Annotated in this window: 14 protein-coding genes; 7 read left to right on the forward strand and 7 right to left on the reverse strand. The window is 61.1% G+C overall.

Annotation, left to right across the window (positions count from 1 at the left end):
• Nucleotides 1-131: 131 nt before the first annotated feature.
• From BFX80_RS07310 to kdgR, 6 genes are all read right to left on the reverse strand, one after another.
• On the reverse strand, nt 132-1,052 hold the full coding sequence (locus BFX80_RS07310) for an alpha/beta hydrolase fold domain-containing protein (protein WP_084208414.1): 921 nt from the start codon (nt 1,050-1,052) through the stop codon (nt 132-134).
• Nucleotides 1,053-1,170: 118 nt separating this feature from the next.
• Nucleotides 1,171-1,638, reverse strand: a complete 468-nt coding sequence (locus BFX80_RS07315; RefSeq protein ID WP_084208415.1) for a thioesterase family protein — start codon at nt 1,636-1,638, stop codon at nt 1,171-1,173.
• Nucleotides 1,638-2,591 (reverse strand): L-carnitine dehydrogenase, encoded by a 954-nt coding sequence (locus tag BFX80_RS07320; protein ID WP_084208416.1) that lies wholly within the window; start codon nt 2,589-2,591, stop codon nt 1,638-1,640. Before BFX80_RS07320 ends, BFX80_RS07315 begins: the two co-directional genes overlap by 1 nt.
• On the reverse strand, nt 2,588-3,523 hold the full coding sequence (locus tag BFX80_RS07325) for a BKACE family enzyme (protein ID WP_024952191.1): 936 nt from the start codon (nt 3,521-3,523) through the stop codon (nt 2,588-2,590). The genes BFX80_RS07320 and BFX80_RS07325 overlap by 4 nt, the downstream gene beginning before the upstream one ends.
• Before the next feature lie 751 nt (nt 3,524-4,274).
• Nucleotides 4,275-5,303 carry a polysaccharide lyase family 7 protein gene (locus tag BFX80_RS07330; protein ID WP_205632749.1) on the reverse strand — a complete coding sequence of 343 codons (1,029 nt, stop codon included), beginning with the start codon at nt 5,301-5,303 and terminating at the stop codon, nt 4,275-4,277.
• 597 nt (nt 5,304-5,900) lie between these two features.
• Nucleotides 5,901-6,701 carry a DNA-binding transcriptional regulator KdgR gene (gene kdgR / locus BFX80_RS07335; protein WP_084208418.1) on the reverse strand — a complete coding sequence of 267 codons (801 nt, stop codon included), beginning with the start codon at nt 6,699-6,701 and terminating at the stop codon, nt 5,901-5,903.
• A gap of 351 nt (nt 6,702-7,052) precedes the next feature.
• Here kdgR and BFX80_RS07340 point away from each other — a divergent pair, with 351 nt between their 5' ends.
• The 7 genes from BFX80_RS07340 to BFX80_RS07370 all read left to right on the forward strand — a co-directional run bounded on the left by BFX80_RS07340 (nt 7,053) and on the right by BFX80_RS07370 (nt 17,822).
• Entirely contained in the window at nt 7,053-7,397 is a 345-nt protein-coding gene (locus BFX80_RS07340; RefSeq protein WP_084208419.1) for a cupin domain-containing protein, read from the forward strand.
• A gap of 165 nt (nt 7,398-7,562) precedes the next feature.
• Nucleotides 7,563-8,336 (forward strand): SDR family NAD(P)-dependent oxidoreductase, encoded by a 774-nt coding sequence (locus BFX80_RS07345; protein WP_084208420.1) that lies wholly within the window; start codon nt 7,563-7,565, stop codon nt 8,334-8,336.
• A gap of 137 nt (nt 8,337-8,473) precedes the next feature.
• The gene (locus BFX80_RS07350; protein ID WP_084208421.1) at nt 8,474-10,633 is read left to right on the forward strand and encodes a heparinase II/III domain-containing protein; all 2,160 of its coding nucleotides are present in this window, start codon (nt 8,474-8,476) and stop codon (nt 10,631-10,633) included.
• 105 nt (nt 10,634-10,738) lie between these two features.
• Complete coding sequence (locus BFX80_RS07355; RefSeq protein ID WP_084208422.1) at nt 10,739-12,880, forward strand: heparinase II/III domain-containing protein; 2,142 nt, start codon at nt 10,739-10,741, stop codon at nt 12,878-12,880.
• 224 nt (nt 12,881-13,104) lie between these two features.
• Nucleotides 13,105-14,892, forward strand: a complete 1,788-nt coding sequence (locus BFX80_RS07360) for a sodium:solute symporter family transporter (protein ID WP_084208423.1) — start codon at nt 13,105-13,107, stop codon at nt 14,890-14,892.
• A gap of 337 nt (nt 14,893-15,229) precedes the next feature.
• Nucleotides 15,230-15,922, forward strand: a complete 693-nt coding sequence (locus BFX80_RS07365; protein ID WP_167592992.1) for an oligogalacturonate-specific porin KdgM family protein — start codon at nt 15,230-15,232, stop codon at nt 15,920-15,922.
• Between the two features lie 184 nt (nt 15,923-16,106).
• Nucleotides 16,107-17,822 (forward strand): sodium:solute symporter family transporter, encoded by a 1,716-nt coding sequence (locus BFX80_RS07370; protein WP_084208424.1) that lies wholly within the window; start codon nt 16,107-16,109, stop codon nt 17,820-17,822.
• 23 nt (nt 17,823-17,845) lie between these two features.
• On the opposite strand, the gene BFX80_RS07375 is transcribed toward BFX80_RS07370, so the two are convergent.
• Nucleotides 17,846-18,883 (reverse strand): LacI family DNA-binding transcriptional regulator, encoded by a 1,038-nt coding sequence (locus tag BFX80_RS07375; RefSeq protein WP_084208425.1) that lies wholly within the window; start codon nt 18,881-18,883, stop codon nt 17,846-17,848.
• Nucleotides 18,884-18,971 lie beyond the last annotated feature (88 nt).

An 18,971-nucleotide genomic window follows, 5' to 3' on the forward strand; every position in this document is an offset into this window, starting at 1 on the left:
CTCGTCCAGACACGACAGATGGGGGGACACCTCGGGCCGGCCAGTGCTTGAGGTGGATCACGACGAAAAGAGGCCCGTACCGATGCCATCGGTACGGGCCTCTTTTCATGGCACGACCGGCCGGGGCGGTATCATGCCTCGTCAAGACGGCGCGTCAAGGCGTCACAGAAATCACGCCAGGCGATGCCCATCTCAGGCAATTCATGATGGGCGTGCAGGGCAGCGTGGACCATCCCCGTCGCGCAGTGATAGCCGACTTCCGCCCCCTGGGCCTTCCAGGTGGCGACGGCCGCCTCCAGCGGCGCCGTGAGAGGGTCATGTTCGACCGAGAGCACTTCGATGACCTGCGCCGGTGCCTGCCGTGAATGGGGTGGCGTCATGGCGTAACTGTGCGAGGGGTCACCCTCGGCCACCAGCTGCCACATGGCGACGACTTCTTCACGGCTCAGCAGTGGCGCCGTCGGCCCCAGTGTGGCGAGGTCCTCATTGTCGAGGCTCAGTACCGGGTCCATCGGCGGGTAGATGAGGCCCAGCACATAGGGGGAGTGTGTCTCGTGATGCAGGCGTGAGACATCCATGACCAGGCGACCGCCAGCACTGTCGCCGACGACTGCGACAGGGGTCAGTTCACGCACGGCAACCTCACAGTCCATCAGCGCCTGTTGATAGGACGCTTCCGGCAACAGCCGGTAATCCACGCTGATGACCTCACGATTGAGCCGTGACGCCAGGCTTGAGGCCACGCCCTGATGGCTATCCAGCGAACCGACCTGCCAGCTGCCACCGTGCAGATAGACGACACAGCCGTCCTTGCGTGGCGCCTCACGCGTCGGGCGGAAACGTCGCAGGGCAATGACGTGGCCATCATCGGAATGCAGTGTCTCGTCGCTTGGCGTGACGCCGTCTGCGAGTGGTGCGGCCAGGCGCGCGTAGAGGGCTTCGCACTGAGGCCGGCTCTCGGCGACTGACAGGCCTGCCAACTCGGCCATGCCGTCGGCGAAGGCGTCGATGAACGCCTGGCAACGCAGCGGTGAAGATGTCTCGTGTGTCATGGTCTCTGGCCCGAAAGGAAAAATGTCATGCATACGATAACACCCCGCCAGAAACTGACGGGGTGTCGGTCCATCCTTCGAAAGGACGGTCTACCTCTTGACGCTGCCGGTGCGCGTATCAGGCCGTCTTGCGACGGATACCGATACGCCGGCCGGCCGCCTTGGGCCAGTCATCGTCGCCTGCCGGCTGGGGCAGGGCGGCAATGCGCTCCGCCACCGCTTCCGGGCAGGGGGTCGGACGACCGCCACTGATGCTCATCGCCATCAACATCTGCTCGCTGGTGGCAATCTCGCCGCCGTCGGCATCGGTCAGAGTGAACAGCACGTGCTGACGCTTGGGGTCGTGATCCAGCAGCAGGACCTTGACCTTGAGTGTCTGGCCTTCGTGCGCCTCCGCCAGGTAGCACAGGTGCGTCTCCAGGGTGTAGATGGTCAGGTCGTGTTCGCGACGACCGTCGGCATCCAGGCCCACGTGTTCCATCAGCGCCTCGACTGCCATCGAGAAGGCGCGCGCGTATTCGGCATCATTCATGTGGCCGTTGTAGTCGACCCATTCATGCGGCACCGTGATCTTGAGCAGGTCCATCAGATACGCCCCTCGAGACCTTCGGCTTCCGGCCAGTACTTGCGCGTCAGCGTCAGCAGCTCGACCAGGAAGTCATCGCGACGACGATCCAGCTCGGCAACCGGGCGACCCGCTGCCTGGTATTCGCAGCCTTCCACGACCTTGTCGATCAGCTCGTCGGTCAGCTCCGGCGCTTCGAGCTTGGTCCACGGCAGTTTCAGGGCCGGGCCGAACTGCTCGAGCATGTGACGCATGCCCGGCTCGCCGCCGGCGAGGTGGAAGGTCAGGAAGGTGCCCATCAGCGACCAGCGCAGACCACAGCCATAGACGACAGCCGCGTCGATCTCTTCGGTGGTGGCGACGCCATCGTTGACCAGGTGCAGGGCTTCACGCCACAGCGCTTCCATCAGACGATCCGCGATGTGACCTTCGATCTCGCGACGCACGATCAGCGGACGCATGGCCAGTGCTTGATAGTCTTCGCGTGCGCCTTCCAGCAGCGCCGGGGAGGTGTGCTCGCCACCCACCAGCTCGACCAGCGGCAGCAGATAGACCGGGTTGAAGGGGTGGGCGACGATGACGCGGCCCGGCGCCTTCTTGCAATCCTGCTGCAGATCGGTCGGCTTGAAGCCGGAGGTGGAAGAGCCGATCACGACGTGCTCTTCGGCCGCGGCATCGATGGCGCTGAGGATTTCCTGCTTGAGCGGCAGACGCTCCGGCACGTTTTCCTGGATCAGATCAGCACCGACGACAGCTTCCTCGAGGGTCGCGGCGAAGCGCAGGCGCTCGACGGAAGCGCCTTCCGCCAGGCCATCCTTCTCCAGTGCGTGCCAGGCGTTCTCTACGAAGGCGCGAGTGCGGGCTTCGGTGTCCGGGGCCGGATCAAAGGCGACCACGTCCCAGCCATTGGCCAGCGCGCGGGAGATCCAGCCGTTGCCGATGACACCGGTTCCTACGACAGATAACTGGCTCATGCGACACCTCCTGCGGTTTCGAGGGCTGCCACGTCGCCGGCGGTCTTGCCGGTGGACGGATCACGCAGCTTGAGGAAGGCGCGAGTCTCGGCCGGGGTCATCACGCTGGAGCCCAGGTTCTCGATGATGCCAGAGGACTTCTCGACCAGCTGCGCATTGGTCGCCATCACGCCCTTGGACAGATAAAGGTTGTCTTCGAGACCGACGCGAGCGTGACCGCCCAGCAGCACGGCCTGTGCGACCATCGGCATCTGCATGCGGCCGATACCGAAGGCTGCCCAGTTGGAGTTGGTCGGCAGCTTGTTCTTCATGGTCAGCATGGTTTCGGTGTCGGCTTCCGCGCCCCACGGAATGCCCAGGCACAGCTGGAACAGCAGGTCGTCGTCGAGCAGGCCTTCCTGCTGCAGCTGGCGAGCGAACCAGACGTGGCCCAGGTCGAAGCACTCGAGCTCCGGCTTGACGCCAGCGGCCTGCACCAGACGAGCGTGCTCGCGCAGCCAATCAGCGGTGTTGATGTAGACCATGTCGCCGAAGTTCAGGCTGCCGCAGTCCAGGGTGCACAGTTCCGGCAGCAGTTCTTGGATCGGCGCGTGACGCTCGGCCGGGGTCTGAATGTCGGTGCCCGGGCCACCACGAGTCGGGTCGTTGACGTCCGGAATCCAGTCACCGCCGCCACCGGCGGTGATGTTCATGACGATGTCGGTGTCGGCGGAACGCACGCGGTCCATGACCTCACGGAAGTGCTCGGTGGAGTGGCTGATGCCGCCGGTCTCCGGATCACGCACGTGAATGTGGGCCACGCTGGCACCGGCCTTGGCGGCCGCGATGCAGTCATCGGCGATCTGCTTCGGCGTCACCGGGACATTCGGGTTCTTGCTGGCGGTATCACCCGCGCCAGTGATGGCGCATGTCAGGATAGTCTTGCGATTCATCGTCGAGCCTCACGTGTCAGGACACTTGTCTGCGGTAAGTCGCAGCGGCCATGTCACCAGACGTCAACCTGCACGTCACGGTCGCATCGCCTCTGCGCCTTTGTTGAACACAGTGTCGTGAAGTTGGGGGTAGCGAGATGATCAGAACGCGCCGGATACTTTGCGTTTTACGTCAACCTGCCGCTCGCAGCAGATTGAGGGTGATCACTGACCTCCCTTGCAGGCTTCTCGACGTCTTCTCCGGCAGGCAGGGCAAGGGTGGCGATACGCTCATTGCGTTGAGGAGGAGAGGGTCGAGATGAAGGAAGAGTGTAGGGATGAGAGAGGAGAGAGATGAGAGCGAGAAGAGATGAGAGAGGAAGCGAGAGGGAGTGAGATGAGAGAGGAAGCGAGAGGGAGTGAGAGGAGAGAGGGAGTGAGAGGGAGCGAGAGGGAGCGAGAGGAGAGAGAAGAAAGGTGGAGTGAGAAGAGAGCGACAGGAAGGAGAGACAAGCCAAGGGAAATGGACAGTCACGAGTGCCCTGGTCATCGGCAACGCAACTCCCCCTGGATTGCCAGAGGTAGGGCTTCTGACAATCCGGGGGGAAGAGGGCGACATGCCCCTGGCTGAAGAGACATGTCCCTGGCTGAAGAGACATGGCCTTGGCTCAAGAGTATGAGTGGCAATCCCTTGCCCGAGACTCGTGATCTCACGCGGGTCTCATCCCTTGGGCGTCTCAGCGCTTCAGCATCTGATCAGTTCAATCTTTCATCACTGAATCTTGCCACTTTTCAGCTCAGAGAAGACCACCTTGGCGTAGTCGCCGTTGGCCTTGTCGGTTTCCCATACGCCCGTACCTTCACAGGCATTGGAACTGGCCTTGGTGTTGCACTGGTTGTAGGAGCCCGCCTTGAAGTACATCCAGTCACCGGCGTAGCCCGCCGGAAGGTCATCTGCGTCCACCTTGCCGTTGGCATCGACATTGTCGGCAAGGTTGATCTCGAAATTGCGTGTCGGATGGCCGTCCGAATTGAAGGTCAAATGCATGATGTCGCCCTTGACCTCGACTTTGTAGCTGAAGGTCTCGCCCAGCGAAATGCCTTCCTTGCCGGGATCAGCATTGCTGCTCCAGTCGTTGCCCCATACCGCATAGCTGACATCCGTGCGTTTGGGATCTTCCTTGGCGAGATTCTTCTCGTAGTTCCAGAACACCGAGCCAGTGTCCTGATCCGGCAGCTTCTTGTAGAAGATCTTGAGTGGCTCGTTGCCATGCCCAAAGCCTTCATTCGCCTCCATCAATGCCTGGTCCTTGCCAGCATGTATCTGGCCGATGACCACCGAATAGGCTGACTTCCTGTCTGGTTTCTTCGAACGCTCCGCGACATGTTCCACGCGCAACGTGGCCTCAAGGTAGCCGCCTATCTGAGCGAATTCATCGGCCTTTTCATGCGAGGCGAGTGCGAAGTTGTTCTTCGGATCATGGGTGCCGATGCTGGTGTCGGTACCGCGTAGCATCTGACGCAGTTCCGTGCGGGCATTGCTTGAATTTGGCGTCGTGAAGGCACTGTTGGGCGTCACGAAGACCATATGGGAATCATCGTCGAGATAGAAATAGTCAGAGTGACGATAGCTCTGAAGGTCTGACACCTTGATTTCATCCACCTTGCCATTGCCGTCGGCGTCCATCGGCAGTGTCAGCTTCCAGGTTCCGAGATCGAATGTCTCTCCGGGGGGAGTGTCATTGGCAGCACTTGGCGATGAAATGATACCTGCACTGGCAGCGAGGAGAAATGCTGTCACCAAGGGGTGGCGTACCCGAGTATTACGCATGGTCTCAAGCCTTTTTTATGCTTATGGGGTGAGTGCCAAGATGGCAGTCGAAGGCTAGAGCCAGTTGATCATGACTGTCAAGACGATTGTTGATGAAAATGAAATAGCGTTTTGAAAACTGGATTTCCAATATTTTACAGAGGGTTATGTGGTGATCTGAGAGGTGGAATCGTGCTTTCAGCCATGAGAGAGGAAAGGTATCGCTGTTGGCATCTCAATGATTGATAAGGAAAAAATCATATCAATGCGTTTTCTTGAATTTCCATGTCATCCATTGGTCATGCATGGCAGTTTCGCCATGGTGGGCGCTGAATGCAGACAAGGATTGGCCACCTCACGCAAGAAGAGAGTGAGCAGTTGCCTGAAGAGAACGGAGAAGGGGTGGCACGGGGTGTCGACACAATTGCTGACATGGAGTGCTGGCATGCCGACAACGGTGTGACAACGGAGACTCTTTCACGCTGTGACATCCATCCATGGATGTCAGGCGATTGGCGAGCAAAGACTTGCACGCTGCGTGTCGGATAGCGAAGCGCTACCTGACGTCGTTCAGGGGTGATGCGTGTCTCAATCCGTTCCCTTCCAGCCAAGTTGGCGGGAAATATTGCGCCCGGATTCACACAGGTTGGCCTTGTAGGCCAGGGTGATGTCCTGGTGATAGCGAATGGTGGGGATGGACATGCTCAAGGCGGCAATGGCCTTGCCGGTGTGATCAAGAATCGGTGTCGCGAAACAGCACACTCCGGCGTCCATTTCCTCGAGATCTTCTGCCAGACCCGACTGACGCGCCTGTGCGAGCTGCTCATCCAGCGCCTGACGCGAGGTCAGCGTGCGCTCGGTACGCGGTTCCAGTGGTTGCAGTGTCAGCAGGTGCTCAAGCTGGGCTTCGGTCATGCGTGACATCAGCGCCTTGCCCATGGCAGTGGTGTGCGCGGGGCAACGGTCACCGATGCGGGTATTCATGCACAGATTGAAGTGCGAGTTGTACTTGTGGACATAGACGATCTCCCCGGTGCTGGCATCCAGAGTGCCCAGGTGAACCGCTTCACGGGTCAATTGCGACAGGGCGGCCATGTCGGGGTCCGCCATCTTGATCAGGTCCATGTTGCCCAAGGCTGAACTGCCCAGCACGAAGGCTTTCATGGTCAGGCGGTATTTCTCGCTTTCGCTGTCCTGGGCGACATATCCGAGGTTCTTGAGTGTCTGAAGAAACCGATAAGCAGTGCTTTTCGACATCATGGCACGCTGCGAGAGTTCGGCGAGGCTGGACTCATGATCGATATCCAGCCCCTCCAGCACTGCCATCACCTTCATCACCGCGGTGACGTTGTCGACCTTGGCTTCGGCAGCCTTGGTTTCTGAAGACATGAGATCCCTTATTCTGAAATTAATGAAACTTGATTTTAGAACACCCATCTTCGCTTTTACACCCTCAGCCGCGCTACCACAACGCTTGCGGCCGGTGGTGGCATCGATGGATGCGCTGAGCGGCAGATCATCGTCCAGGCATTGGAGCGGTCTAAAAGTCTAAGATGGAATGAAATGCTGTTTCAAAAATAAAAATCCCCTGCTACGTTTTCAAAACGCCATTTCAGATTGATGTCTCAATCGACGGTGTCCCTCGCGAATCTGCTCGCGCTGCGAGTGCGGGGGAGCGTCTCAAGGATGGGACATGGTGCTCAGGATTCAGTACCCGGTACTCAGCAGGGAGCGACAGCGATGAACGCAGGCAGTTTCTTCATCAACGACGAACAGGATTGGCAGGATGTCGAGCCGGGCATCCAGCGCAAGATCGTCGCCCACACTCCGGACCTGATGGCTGTATGCGTCAAGTTCGACCTCGGTGCCGTCGGCACGCCCCATCAGCACGAGATTCATGACCAGATCGGCTACGTCGTGCAGGGCGCATTTGAGGTCGAGCTTGACGGCGAGAAGCGCCGGCTCGGGCCGGGCGATGCCTTCGTCGCACCGCATCACACCCTGCATGGCGCCGTGGCGCTGGAGTCAGAGAGTGTGGTGATCGATCTCTTCTCGCCGCGCCGCGATGACATGCTGACACCGTGACGTTACGCCGCTCTCGGGCTCTGGCCCGGGTCGGCACTCTGGCGCACCAAATGATGCGGTTTATCTAAATAAGACTTTATTGATTGATGGGTGATGGCCGTTGTGCCGGGGCCACTGACGCCCGCCATTCCCCCAATTTCATTCCACAATTTCAGGAGTGTCGTGATGTTTGAAGATCTCAAGGACAGACGTGTATTGGTGACCGGTTCCACTGCAGGCATCGGGCTTGAGGTGGCGCGAGCCTTCCTGGCGGCAGGTGCCAAGGTCGTGCTGCACGGCAGCCGGAGCCCGTCTCAGGCGGAATCGCTGCTGAGCGAGCTTTCCGCGCCGGGACGCGTGTTCTATCTGCAGGCGGACGTGCGCGAGACGGCTCAGTGCGAGGCGCTGGTGAAGCAGGCCGTCGAGGCCATGGGCGGACTGGACGTGCTGGTCAACAATGCCGGCGGTCTTGGCGGGCGCCAGGGGCTCGAGAGCATTGACGATGACTTCTTCGACAATGTCATCGACCTCAACATTCGCTCGGTGGTGATGGTGACGCGCTTCGCGATTGAGTCGCTGCGCGCCTCGGCCCGCCAGTCCGGACAGAGCAGCAGCGTGATCACGACCGGGTCGATCGCGGGGCGTGAAGGCGGTGGCCTGGGCGCGTGCCTCTACGGTGGCAGCAAGGCGATGGTGCACAACCTGCATCGCAACTGGGTCAAGGAATTCACCAAGGACAGTATCCGCTTCAATACCGTGGCGCCGGGCACCATCGATACGGCCTTCCATGCCGACAAGAGCGATGCGCTCAAGCAGACCATCGCCGGCAGCATCGCCATGGGGCGCTTCGGCGAGTGCCAGGAAATGGCGCCGACCTACCTCTATCTCGCCTCGCATGCGGCCAGTGGCTATGTCACCGGCCAGGTGATCGACGTCAATGGTGGGCAGATGTGTCCGTGAGTTCGTCAATCCGTGCTCAGGCAATCTCTGCGCCCTCTGGTGTCGCGGGGCCGGGCGAGACTGAGCCAACCAGGGACGCCCGACGAGCTGTCGGGCATCAAGACGACACGCCAACCATCATCACGAGTGGCCACGCCATGGAACAGACATTGCTATTGGATCGCGCAGCACTGACGGCGCTGCGCCAGGCCCATGAATCGCAGGACAGGAGCGGACTGCTGGCACGCCGGCTGGCACATGCCGAGAAGAGCCTGGCATCGGTCCTCTCGGCACCCCTGTGCATTCCCGGGCAGGGTGAGGCGGGCGGAGAAGAGCATGCACGCCACAAGCTCAACTATCAGCACGTCAATCTGGCCTCTCAGCTGTGGCTGGTGACACATGATGAGCGCTATCTCGAATTCGTGCGTGGCCTGTTGCTGGGATATGCCGAGATCTATGAAGCGCTGCCCGCCCATGTCTCCAGGGACAGCAATCCGCCGGGCAAGCTGTTTCACCAGTGTCTGAACGAGGGGATGTGGCTGCTGTACGCCGCGGATGCCTACGGCAATATCCGCTCCGAATTGCCTGAGGCGGAGCGTGAGCAGATCGAAGCGCATCTGTTGCGTCCGATGATCGACCTGCTGGTGGTGCAGAACGCCCATGACTTCGATGTGGTGCACAACCATGGCATCTGGTCCGTGGCGGCGGCGGGGATTGCCGGGCTGGTACTGGGAGACGAGGCGCTGGTGGAGCAGTCATTGCTCGGCAATGCCCGTGATGGCGTCAGCGGTGGCTTTCTCGCCCAGCTGGACCAGCTGTTCTCGCCGGACGGCTATTACCTGGAAGGCCCCTATTACCATCGCTTCGCCCTCAGACCGATGGTGCTCTTCGCCGAGGCATTGGTGAACAGTGGCGTGCGGCCGGACATCCATGATCATCGCGATCAGATCATTCGCAAGGCGATTCTGTGTCTGCAGGAGGTCGCGTTCCCCGATGGCCGTTTCCTGGCGCTCAATGACAGCTCAAGAACCATGGGACTGATCGATGAGGGCGCGATGCTGGGCGCTGCCACGCTGCTCAAGCGCTATCAGGATACGCGGCTCAATCCGGCGGTGGCCGGGCTGGTGCGCGACAAGGTCGAACGCCTGCCGCTGTGTGGTGGCAGTCAGTCGCTGGCGGAATTCGCCGAGACGGCGTCACGGGCCCCCGGCGCACGCGCCAGTCAATTCATTTCCGATGGACGCGAGGGCAATGCGGGCGGTCTGGCCATCCTGCGTGCGCCTTCGGCGAGCGGTGCGGAAACCATGGTGTATCTGGCCTTCGGACAGCATGGCAGTGACCCCACGCTGCACTCGGCGCTCGACCATGGTCACTTCGATGGCCTGCACTTCGGTTATCACAACGGCCAGCACGAAGTCCTGACCGACTATGGCTTCAGTCGCTGGGTCAATATCGAACCGAAATTCGGTGGCCGCTACACCCCGGAGAACCGTTCCTACGCGAAGCAGAGCGTGGCGCACAACACCCTGGTCGTGGATGAAACCTCGCACCATGGACTGGACACCGCGCGCGCCTGTGAACATCACGGGGAACTCGACGCCTTTGACACGACTGACCCGCGTCTGCAGATGGTTCGGGCGCGGCTTCGGGATTACGTGCCGGGCGTGGTGCTCACCCGCAGCCTGCTGCTGGTCTCGCTGCCGGAGATGGCCGAGCCGCTGGTCGTGGACCTGATGCAGGCACGCAGTGATGGCACGCATCGCTATGACTACCCCTTGCATTACCAGGGGCAACTGATGATGGCAGAGCCGGCGCTCGAGCAGCAGGCCTCACCCACGGCATTGGGTGCAGCCAATGGTTACCAGCACCTGTGGAAGATGGCATCCGGCGCGGAGCAGGCGGCGGGCGTCTCGCAGGCTGTCACCTGGTTGCAGGAGAACCACTTCGTCACCGCGCGCATGGTGTGCACCGCGCCTGCCACGCTGGTCCAGGGCGTCATCGGGGCGAATGATCCCGAGCGCAATCTGCGCGATGAGCCCTACCTGCTGCTGCGCTCTCAGGCCTCTTCGCAGACGGTGGCCTGTGTCATCGAGACACACGGTGTCTTTGAGGAAGCGCGCGAGATCGCCAGTGAGGCGCGTCCCCGTGTCCTCAAGCTTCAGCTGCTTCAGGAGAGTGACGAGGCCTGTGTGCTGGCGCTTGAGCTGCGCGATGGCACTCGACACCGTCTCGCCGTCGCGCTGACGCCCGGCGAGCAGCATGCGGTGAGCGTGGCAGGCGAGCGTCTCGAATGGCAAGGCGGGTGCGCCTTGCTGTGATGCACCGCCACCTGCCTCGTGAGGCCATCCGTGTCGGTCGCTGCGAGGCAGGCCCCGGGCAACAGGCAGGATCAGTGAACGCTTCATTCAGTGAGAATTCTATCTATGTCGGCACAAGGTGATTACCTGCTCTGGACCCGTGAGGAGCTTGACGAGATTCGCAGGCAGCAGGGGCAGGACAATGCGATGGGGCGCAGCCTCGCCGCGCTGGAGGCCAGAGTGGCGGCCAGCATGGCGCGCGGTATCGTGATTCCGGGGCAGGGCGAGGCGGGTAGCTTCGAGCACAATACCCACAAGGAGAATGCCCGCGTGATCGAGGGGGCGGCTCTGTGGGGACGGCTCAGTGACAACGCGCAGGCCCTGGCGCACGCCGAGGAGCTGCTGGCGGGCTACGCGGCCTGCTACCGCGACATGCCGTATCAGGTCGCGCGCAATACCAATCCGCCCGGCAGGCTGTTCCATCAGATTCTCAACGAGCATATCTGGCTGCTGCATGCCTCGCTGGGGCTGGCGTTGCTCAAGCCGTCCCTGAGCGAGGCGCGGTATCAGGCGCTGCTGGATGGGCTTTTCCAGCCGATGCTCGAGATGTTCACCGAGACCTACCGCCACGATTTCGACCGCATTCACAATCACGGCCTGTGGGCCGTGGCGGCAGTCGGGATCTGCGCGATGGTGATCGAGAGTCCTGAGCATCTGGCGATCTCCATCGATGGCCTGGATGGCAGCGGCGAGACCGGTGGCCTTCTCGCCCAGATCGCGCTGCTGTTCTCCCCGCAGGGCTATTACGTCGAGGGCCCCTATTACCACCGCTTCGCCATCCATCCGCTGTGTCTGTTCGCGGAGGCGATCGAGCGTCACCACCCTGAACGCAGGGTGCTGACACATGCCGACGGACGCATCGAGAAATCGCTGCACGTGCTGCTGTCCACGGCCTATCCGGATGGGCGCTTTCCGGCGCTCAATGACGCCTCGCGCAGCATGGATCTCGATGATGAGGGCGCGCGCTGCGCCATGTCGCTGCTGGCGGCACGCTATGAGGCACCCCGGGAGCTGCTGGCTCTGGCGCGTCAGCAGCAGGGCTGCTGGATCCATGCCAATGGGCTGGCGCTGCTGAACGCGGTGCAGGGTGTCGACACGCAGGTGGAAGCGACCAGCCAGCTCTTCCGCGATGGCCCGGATGGCCAGTCTGGCGGGCATGCGCACCTCAAGCGTGGGCAGGGGCTTGCGGCACAGCATGTCGTGCTGACGGCCGGTCAGCACGGCATGGGGCATGGCCACTTCGATGAGCTGGGGCTGAGCTTCTTCTCGCGCGGCAAGGAAGTGCTCAAGGAATATGGCTTCGCACGCTGGGTCAATGTGGAGACCAAGTTCGGTGGACGCTACCTCAAGGAAAACGAGGGCTATGCCAAGCAGAGTGTCGCCCACAACCTGGTCGTGGTGGACATGCAGTCGCAGCACGCGGCGAATCACGCGCTGGCGGACGAGCGACATGGCGAGATCTCACTGCTGACTGGTTGCGCGGCGGGTGCGCGTGCCCGATGTGACAACGCGCATGACGGCGTGGCCATGCAGCGTGAGGTGCTGCTGGTGGAAAGCCGCCATACCGAGACGCCGATTCTGCTGGATGTCTTCACGCTGACCTCGGAGCAGCCGCACGTCTATGACTACACCTTCCATCATGGTGGCCATGTCGTGCGCTGGTGGGGAAGTGAATTCACCGCGCTGGATGCCCTGGAAGTGATGGGGGATCGCCACGGCTATCAGCACCTCTGGAAGCAGGGGCAGTGCCGACCCGCCACCGGACACAGCATGACCTGGCTTGAGGGTGACAGTTTCCATAGCTGGCATCAGATCACCCAGGCACCTGCTGAAGCCTTCCAGCTGCGTGTCGGTGCCAATGACCCTGATCACAACCTGCGGCCTGACGCCAAGGTGATGACGCGCCTGACCGCCACCTCGCAGACCTTCTATTCCCTGTTCGAGAGTCACGGGCATTTCGATGAAGCTCTGGAGCAGTGTGGTGGGGCGCGTCCGCAGGTGATCCATTTCCGGGTGCTGCCGAGTGCGGATGGCCTGACGATTCTCGAGTTGACCTTCGCCACCGGTCGACTGCTGGTGGTGCTGGCCGAGCCAGCCCGACAAGGGGAAAGCCTGACGCTCGAGGCCGGGGAGCGCCCCCTGCGAATCGAGCAGGATGTCACGCTCATTGATCTTCCAGACAAGGCGCGGGTGTCACAGAACGCCTGACCCGCCGTCGGCGTCCGAGGTCTGGATGGCGTCAACCGGGAGTCGATCCAGGATGTGAATTGGACCGATCCAAACAACGGCCGGGATCTCTCCCGGAGATGGAAGGCGCTGCCAGCGACAGATGAGACAGCGGCCCCCGTGGTCAGGGAAAGGCGGCGGGGAAACGTGCACTGCCGGGTGCGCAACAACAATGACAAGACAGATAAAGACAAGAGTGCATTGCCATGAACCTAGATCTGGATACTGCCGTCATCGGCATCTATTTCCTCTTTCTGATCGCCATAGGCTGGCTGTTCAGAACCTTTACCTCAAGCACCAGTGATTACTTCCGCGGTGGCGGCAAGATGCTGTGGTGGATGGTCGGTGCGACCTCCTTCATGACCCAGTTCAGTGCCTGGACCTTCACCGGTGCGGCAGGCAAGGCCTACAACGATGGCTTTGCCGTGGCGATCATCTTCATGGCCAATGCCTTCGGCTATCTGTTGAACTATCTGTATTTCGCACCACGCTTCCGGCAGCTGCGGGTCATCACCGTGATCCAGGCGATCCGGCAGCGCTTCGGGGCCGTCAACGAGCAGGTCTTCACCTGGTCCTCCATGCCCACCAGCATCATCAATGCGGGCATCTGGCTCAATGGTCTGGCCATCGTGACCTCCGGCCTGTTCGGCTATGACATGGAAACCACCATCATCGTGACCGGTCTGGTCGTGCTGGTGATGTCGGTGACCGGCGGTTCCTGGGCGGTCATCGCGTCCGATTACATGCAGATGGTCATCATCATGGCCGTCACCATCACCTGTGCCATCGTGGCCGTGATCCACGCCGGCGGCCCGAGCCATGTCGTGGAAGACTTCCCGGTGAACTTCCTGATCGGGGGTGACATGAACTACCTGTCGCTGTTCGCGCTTTGGGGGTTCTTCATCTTCATCAAGCAGTTCAGCATCACCAACAACCTGCTCAACTCCTATCGCTACCTGGCGGCCAAGGATTCGAAGAATGCGCGCAAGGCGGGTCTGCTGGCCTGTGTCCTGATGACCATGGGGCCGTTCATCTGGTTCATGCCCAGCTGGTTCATGGCCAGTGAAGGGGTGGATCTGTTCGCGATGTATCCCGAGGCAGGTGCCAAGGCGGCTGACTTTGCCTACATGAGCTTCGTCAGCCTCTACATGCCTGCCGGGATGCTGGGGCTGCTGGTGGCGGCGATGTTCGCCGCGACCATGTCCTCGATGGACTCTGGCCTGAATCGCAATTCCGGGATCTTCGTGAAGAACTTCTACGAGGTCGTGCTGCGTCCCAAGGCGTCTGAAGGTGAACTGCTGCTGATGTCGCGCCTGTCCTCCACCGTCTTCGGCCTGGCGATCATCGGGTTTGCTCTGTTCATCAACTCCCTGAAGGGACTGAGCCTGTTCGACGCCATGATGTATGTCGGCGCTCTGATCGGTCTGCCGATGACCATTCCCGGCCTGCTCGGCTTCTTCATCCGCAAGACGCCTGACTGGGCGGCCTGGGCGACGCTGGTTGTCGGTGGCCTGGTGTCCTATGTGGTCGGCTTCTTGATGACGCCGGACTTCATCGTCAACACCTTCGGTCTCGACGCGGACCTGACCTCGCGTGAATGGAGCGACATGAAGGTGGCGGTCGGCATCATGGCGCACACCGTGATCACGGCAGGCTTCTTCGTGCTGACCACGCTGTTCTATCGCGGCCTTTCCGCCGAGCGCGAAGCGGAAGTCGCGACCTTCTTCACCAACCGTGACACGCCCGTCATCAGCGATGACGAGGAACATCGCAGCGTCGACAACCGCCAGCGCAACATTCTCGGCTACCTGATCCTGGTTGCCGGCCTGGGCGTGATGCTGATGTTCCTGGTACCCAATCCCTTCTGGGGACGCATGGTCTTCGTGCTGTGTGGCGGCATCATCGTGGCGATCGGTCTGCTGCTGGTGACCTCCATCGACAAGACGTCACATTCCAGGGAAGAGCGCCTGGTCAGCGATGGCAGTACGCGCTGACGCGGCGTGATGGTGAGCGGCGCTGGCACCTGGTGCCTCGTCGCTCACTTGGCTCGCCATTCGTGCGCGCCACTCGCTCCGTAAACCTCTGATACCCCGAACCCGAATCCCCCCCTCCTGACTCGGTCAACGCCAATGACCACATCAGCAGGAGAGTCGATGCGCCTTTGCGCCATCGGCAGGGGATTCTGCGGCCTGCATCTGGCGTCTGGATCGATCCAGTACGCCGATGCCAACACAAGGCAACCCACGCGCTAGCCAATGCCGGGCACGCGACAGGACGCGGGTTGCCTGCAAGTCAATTGACTGACTCCCCATAAAAACAATGAGGTACGCCATGAAACACTACAACAAGATCTCCCTTTCGATTGCCGCACTGGTGTTCACTACCAGCGCCCAGGCCGTGACACTGGATATTCGTCATGAATACAAGCATCACGCCAAGCAGCATGCCACCCGAGTCAAGGTGAGCGATTCCATCGACAACTTCTATTACGGGCTGGAATCCAAGTTTGCGTCCGAGAAGCGTGAAGATGGCTCACAACCCGCGATGGGGAATCTGGAGCGCGGTGACAGTGAGATCGATTGGGGCTTCAAGTTCAAGCTGGACGATAACTGGTATATCCAACCCGGCATGCCTATCGCGTTCGGGGATGGCAAGTACACGATCAAGCCGCAGCTGCGTGTCGGCTACAAGGCCAGCAGTATCCCCTTGACCACGGCGCTGCGCTATCGTCGGGAATACTCCAACTACAGTGAAGATTCCAATGATGATTATGAACAGAACAAGATCACCTTCACCATGTCCTACAACCACGGCAAGAATAAATACTGGCTGGAGGCCAACTATTATCGCAACGAAGACAAGGACATCTACAACAATACCCGCGAGAACTACGATTATATTCTGAGTGCGGGGCGTCGCATGGGGTCATGGTTCCCGTATCTGGAATTCGCGGATGTCAGTTCCAGTTCCAGTTCCGATACGCGTCAGCTCAAGACACGTGTCGGCTTGAAATATTATTACTGATCCAGAGATGCCACGCGGTACATGCGACATGACGTGCGTGGCAGTTGTCGATAGTTCGCCCCAGCTACGGGGTGAGCCCTCGAGGCCAGATCCATGAGCAAGATCGTGAGCATGAGCGCGCGTGAGTCACACCTCGAGGGCGCTATCGTGAGCGTCGGCACGGGAATGATCGGCAGGGAGCCACATGACACAGCTGGATAGAGTCGCACTGTTCTTCTCCATCATCCTGATCGTGCTGACGATCCTGGTCTATCGACGTCGCAGCCAGACCCCGGACAGCTTCATCCGGGGGAGCGGCAACGTGCCCTGGTGGATGGCGGGGAGTACGGCGTTCATGACGCAGTTCTCCGCCTGGACCTTCACCGGGGCCGCCCAGAAGGCCTACGAGGATGGCTTTGCCGTGCTGGTGATCTTCTGGGGCAATGCGCTGGGCTTTCTGCTGGCGGCGCTGTATTTCGCGCCGCGTTTCCGCCGGCTGAGGGTCAGCACCTATTCCGACATTCTCGAGTTGCGCTACGGCAAGACGACACAACTCGTGTATGTCATCAGTCAGATCTTCCTGACGCTGATGACCGCCTCGATCGGTCTCTATGGCGTCTCGCTTTTCCTGAGCGCGGTCTTCGGCTTCCCGGTGGTCGGCATTGCCGTGCTCATCGGCAGTCTCATCATCGCCATCACGCTGGTGGGCGGCGTGTGGATCGTCTCGGCCAACAACTTCATCCAGATGATGCAGCTGGCGATTCTCACGCTTGTCATCGGTGGCTTCTGCCTCACGCTGATGTGGACCGGATCGCTGAGCTTCCCTGAGTCGAACCGGGATTTCTGGATTGGCAGTTCACACAACAGCCTGCTCATCATGGGTATCTGGTCACTGGCCATGCTGGTCAAGCAGTGCATCAGCATCAACAATGCCACTTCCAGTTATCGCTTTCTGACCACGACAGATGACGGCGAAGCGCGCAAGGCGGCAGGCCTGGCGTCGGTGCTGTTCGTGATCGGGCCCGTGACCTGGTTCCTGCCGCCCTGGTTGCTGGGGTCGGCGGGCATCGACCTGGCGGCACGTTATCCCGCGCTCGGCAATGACGCGGCCAACGTGGCCTATGTGCATTTCATCATCCACTACCTGCCGTCCGGTGTACTGGGACTGGTGATCTCCGCCATGCTGGCGGTCACCATCGCGCCCATCACCACGGCCTTCAATCGTGATGCCGGCGTGATGATGCGACTCGTGATGCCACTGCTCGAGCAGACCTCCGGCATGGCAACGCGACTGGTGAGTCTGGGACGGATGTTCGGTGTCGTGCAGGGCGTCATCGTCGTCCTGTTCGTCATCGTCCTGAGTCGCATTGAGCTGGTGAGCCTGTTCGACATCATGATCATGTTCGGTGTGCTGCTGCAGATGCCGCTGGCACTCCCGGCCCTGATGGTGCTCTTCAGAACGGGGGCGCCTGACTGGGCCGGGTGGGGCAGTGTGCTGGTGGGGATCACGGTCACGCTTGGCAGCTATCTCTGGCTCGACATGCCGACACTGCAGCGTCTGCCCTGGCTCTCGGGCTTCCCGGAATCCCAGCTGGTCGACATCAAGCTGGCGATATCGCTGGTCATCCAGATCGTGACTGTCGTCGGCTTCCTGTTCCTCGCCCGTTATCTGTATGCGCCAAGACGCCCGTTCTCACGCGCGCGACGGCTGGCGGAATTCTTCGCCAACCTCAAGCGTCCCGTCAGTCCTCCGCCTCTAGAAAGCGTATCCCGTCGTCGAATCAGCCTGCCGTCGCGTCTGCTGTGCGTCGCGGCACTGCTGTCCGTGGCGCTGGCCAGCTTCTCCTCCACGCTGGCGGGCCTGAGTGTCTTCGTGTGTGTCGCGCTGGGCCAGCTGTTGATGGCGTGGGTGATGCGCTGAGCTTGTGTGTGCTCAGGGGGTGTTCAGGTACTGTCGCCGACCCGCAGCGTGAATCCCAGGTCGTGACTCTGCTCACCCACGGGCTCGCCTTGGATGCGTGCCAGCAACTTGCGTGCGGCCACACGGCCGATCTGCTCTCGCGGTGAGACGATGGTGGTGAGACGCGGGGTGACGTGCTCACCGATGGGCAGGCCATTGAAGCCGGCGATGGCGATGTCGTCCGGGATGCTCACGCCGAGCCGCGCGGCGGCGAGAATCGCGCCACAGGCCATGTCGTCGTTGGCGAAGTGGATGGCGTCGCAGTCAGGGTGGCTCTCGCGGATGCGCTCGAGCGCCTGCGCACCGCTGGTCATCTGCTGGCGCACGGGCAGGTCGAGCAGGGGAGCCTCCTCGATGCCGGCGGCGGCCAGCGCCGCGCGATGCCCGGCGTAGCGCATCGCCGCGCGATAGTCGCGATCGAGCTCGGCACCGGCGAAGTGGATCGAGCGATACCCGCGTGCCAGCAGGTGCTCGGTCATGGCGCGTCCGGCGGCGACATGATCCATCCCCACGTTCAGATCCAACCCTTCCCCCAGCTCCATGATCTCCACGATGGGCTGATTCCAGTGCTCGAGTATCTGGCGCGTCGCCTCGTCATGGCGCAGTCCCGTCACCACCAGGCCCGCGGCCGACCAGCCCAGAAAGGTACGGATCAGCTGGGTTTCACGAGCCAGATCGTAATCCGTCTTGCCCAGCAGCAGCTGATAACCGTGCGCCTCGAATTCCTCCTGGAGCCCCTTGATCACGTCGATGAACACCACGTTGGACAGCGAGGGCACGATGACCGGAATCACGCGACTGGTGGCCGAGGCCAGGCTGCCGGCAATCAGGTTGCGCACGTACCCGACCTTCTCGATGGCCGCCTCGACCTTGAGGCGTGTCGCCTCGCGCACGCTGTCGGGGCTATTGAAGTAGCGCGAGACGGTGATCGACGAGACGCCGGCTTCCCGGGCCACATCATTCAGGGTCGGCTGCATGGCCCCCTTGCGGCTGCGTCGGGATGATTCTGATTGATTAGACATTTGTCGCGTTTTCTCATCTGCCGCTTGTCGTGGCTTGGAGCCTAATCTATTAATGATGTTAGCGCTAACATGGTAGCGCTAACATTCA

It is taken from the genome of Cobetia marina (assembly GCF_001720485.1).
GTDB classification, from domain to species: domain Bacteria; phylum Pseudomonadota; class Gammaproteobacteria; order Pseudomonadales; family Halomonadaceae; genus Cobetia; species Cobetia marina.

Excerpts from the sequence above, each read along its gene's own strand:
- BFX80_RS07355 (WP_084208422.1), top strand. The coding sequence starts at position 10,739 with ATGTCGGCACAAGGTGATTACCTGCTCTGGACCCGTGAGGAGCTTGAC.
- BFX80_RS07345 (WP_084208420.1), top strand. The coding sequence starts at position 7,563 with ATGTTTGAAGATCTCAAGGACAGACGTGTATTGGTGACCGGTTCCACT.
- BFX80_RS07350 (WP_084208421.1), top strand. The coding sequence starts at position 8,474 with ATGGAACAGACATTGCTATTGGATCGCGCAGCACTGACGGCGCTGCGC.
- BFX80_RS07370 (WP_084208424.1), top strand. The coding sequence starts at position 16,107 with ATGACACAGCTGGATAGAGTCGCACTGTTCTTCTCCATCATCCTGATC.
- BFX80_RS07315 (WP_084208415.1), bottom strand. The coding sequence starts at position 1,638 with ATGGACCTGCTCAAGATCACGGTGCCGCATGAATGGGTCGACTACAAC.
- BFX80_RS07375 (WP_084208425.1), bottom strand. The coding sequence starts at position 18,883 with ATGTCTAATCAATCAGAATCATCCCGACGCAGCCGCAAGGGGGCCATG.
- BFX80_RS07325 (WP_024952191.1), bottom strand. The coding sequence starts at position 3,523 with ATGAATCGCAAGACTATCCTGACATGCGCCATCACTGGCGCGGGTGAT.
- kdgR (WP_084208418.1), bottom strand. The coding sequence starts at position 6,701 with ATGTCTTCAGAAACCAAGGCTGCCGAAGCCAAGGTCGACAACGTCACC.
- BFX80_RS07320 (WP_084208416.1), bottom strand. The coding sequence starts at position 2,591 with ATGAGCCAGTTATCTGTCGTAGGAACCGGTGTCATCGGCAACGGCTGG.
- BFX80_RS07310 (WP_084208414.1), bottom strand. The coding sequence starts at position 1,052 with ATGACACACGAGACATCTTCACCGCTGCGTTGCCAGGCGTTCATCGAC.
- BFX80_RS07360 (WP_084208423.1), top strand. The coding sequence starts at position 13,105 with ATGAACCTAGATCTGGATACTGCCGTCATCGGCATCTATTTCCTCTTT.
- BFX80_RS07365 (WP_167592992.1), top strand. The coding sequence starts at position 15,230 with ATGAAACACTACAACAAGATCTCCCTTTCGATTGCCGCACTGGTGTTC.
- BFX80_RS07340 (WP_084208419.1), top strand. The coding sequence starts at position 7,053 with ATGAACGCAGGCAGTTTCTTCATCAACGACGAACAGGATTGGCAGGAT.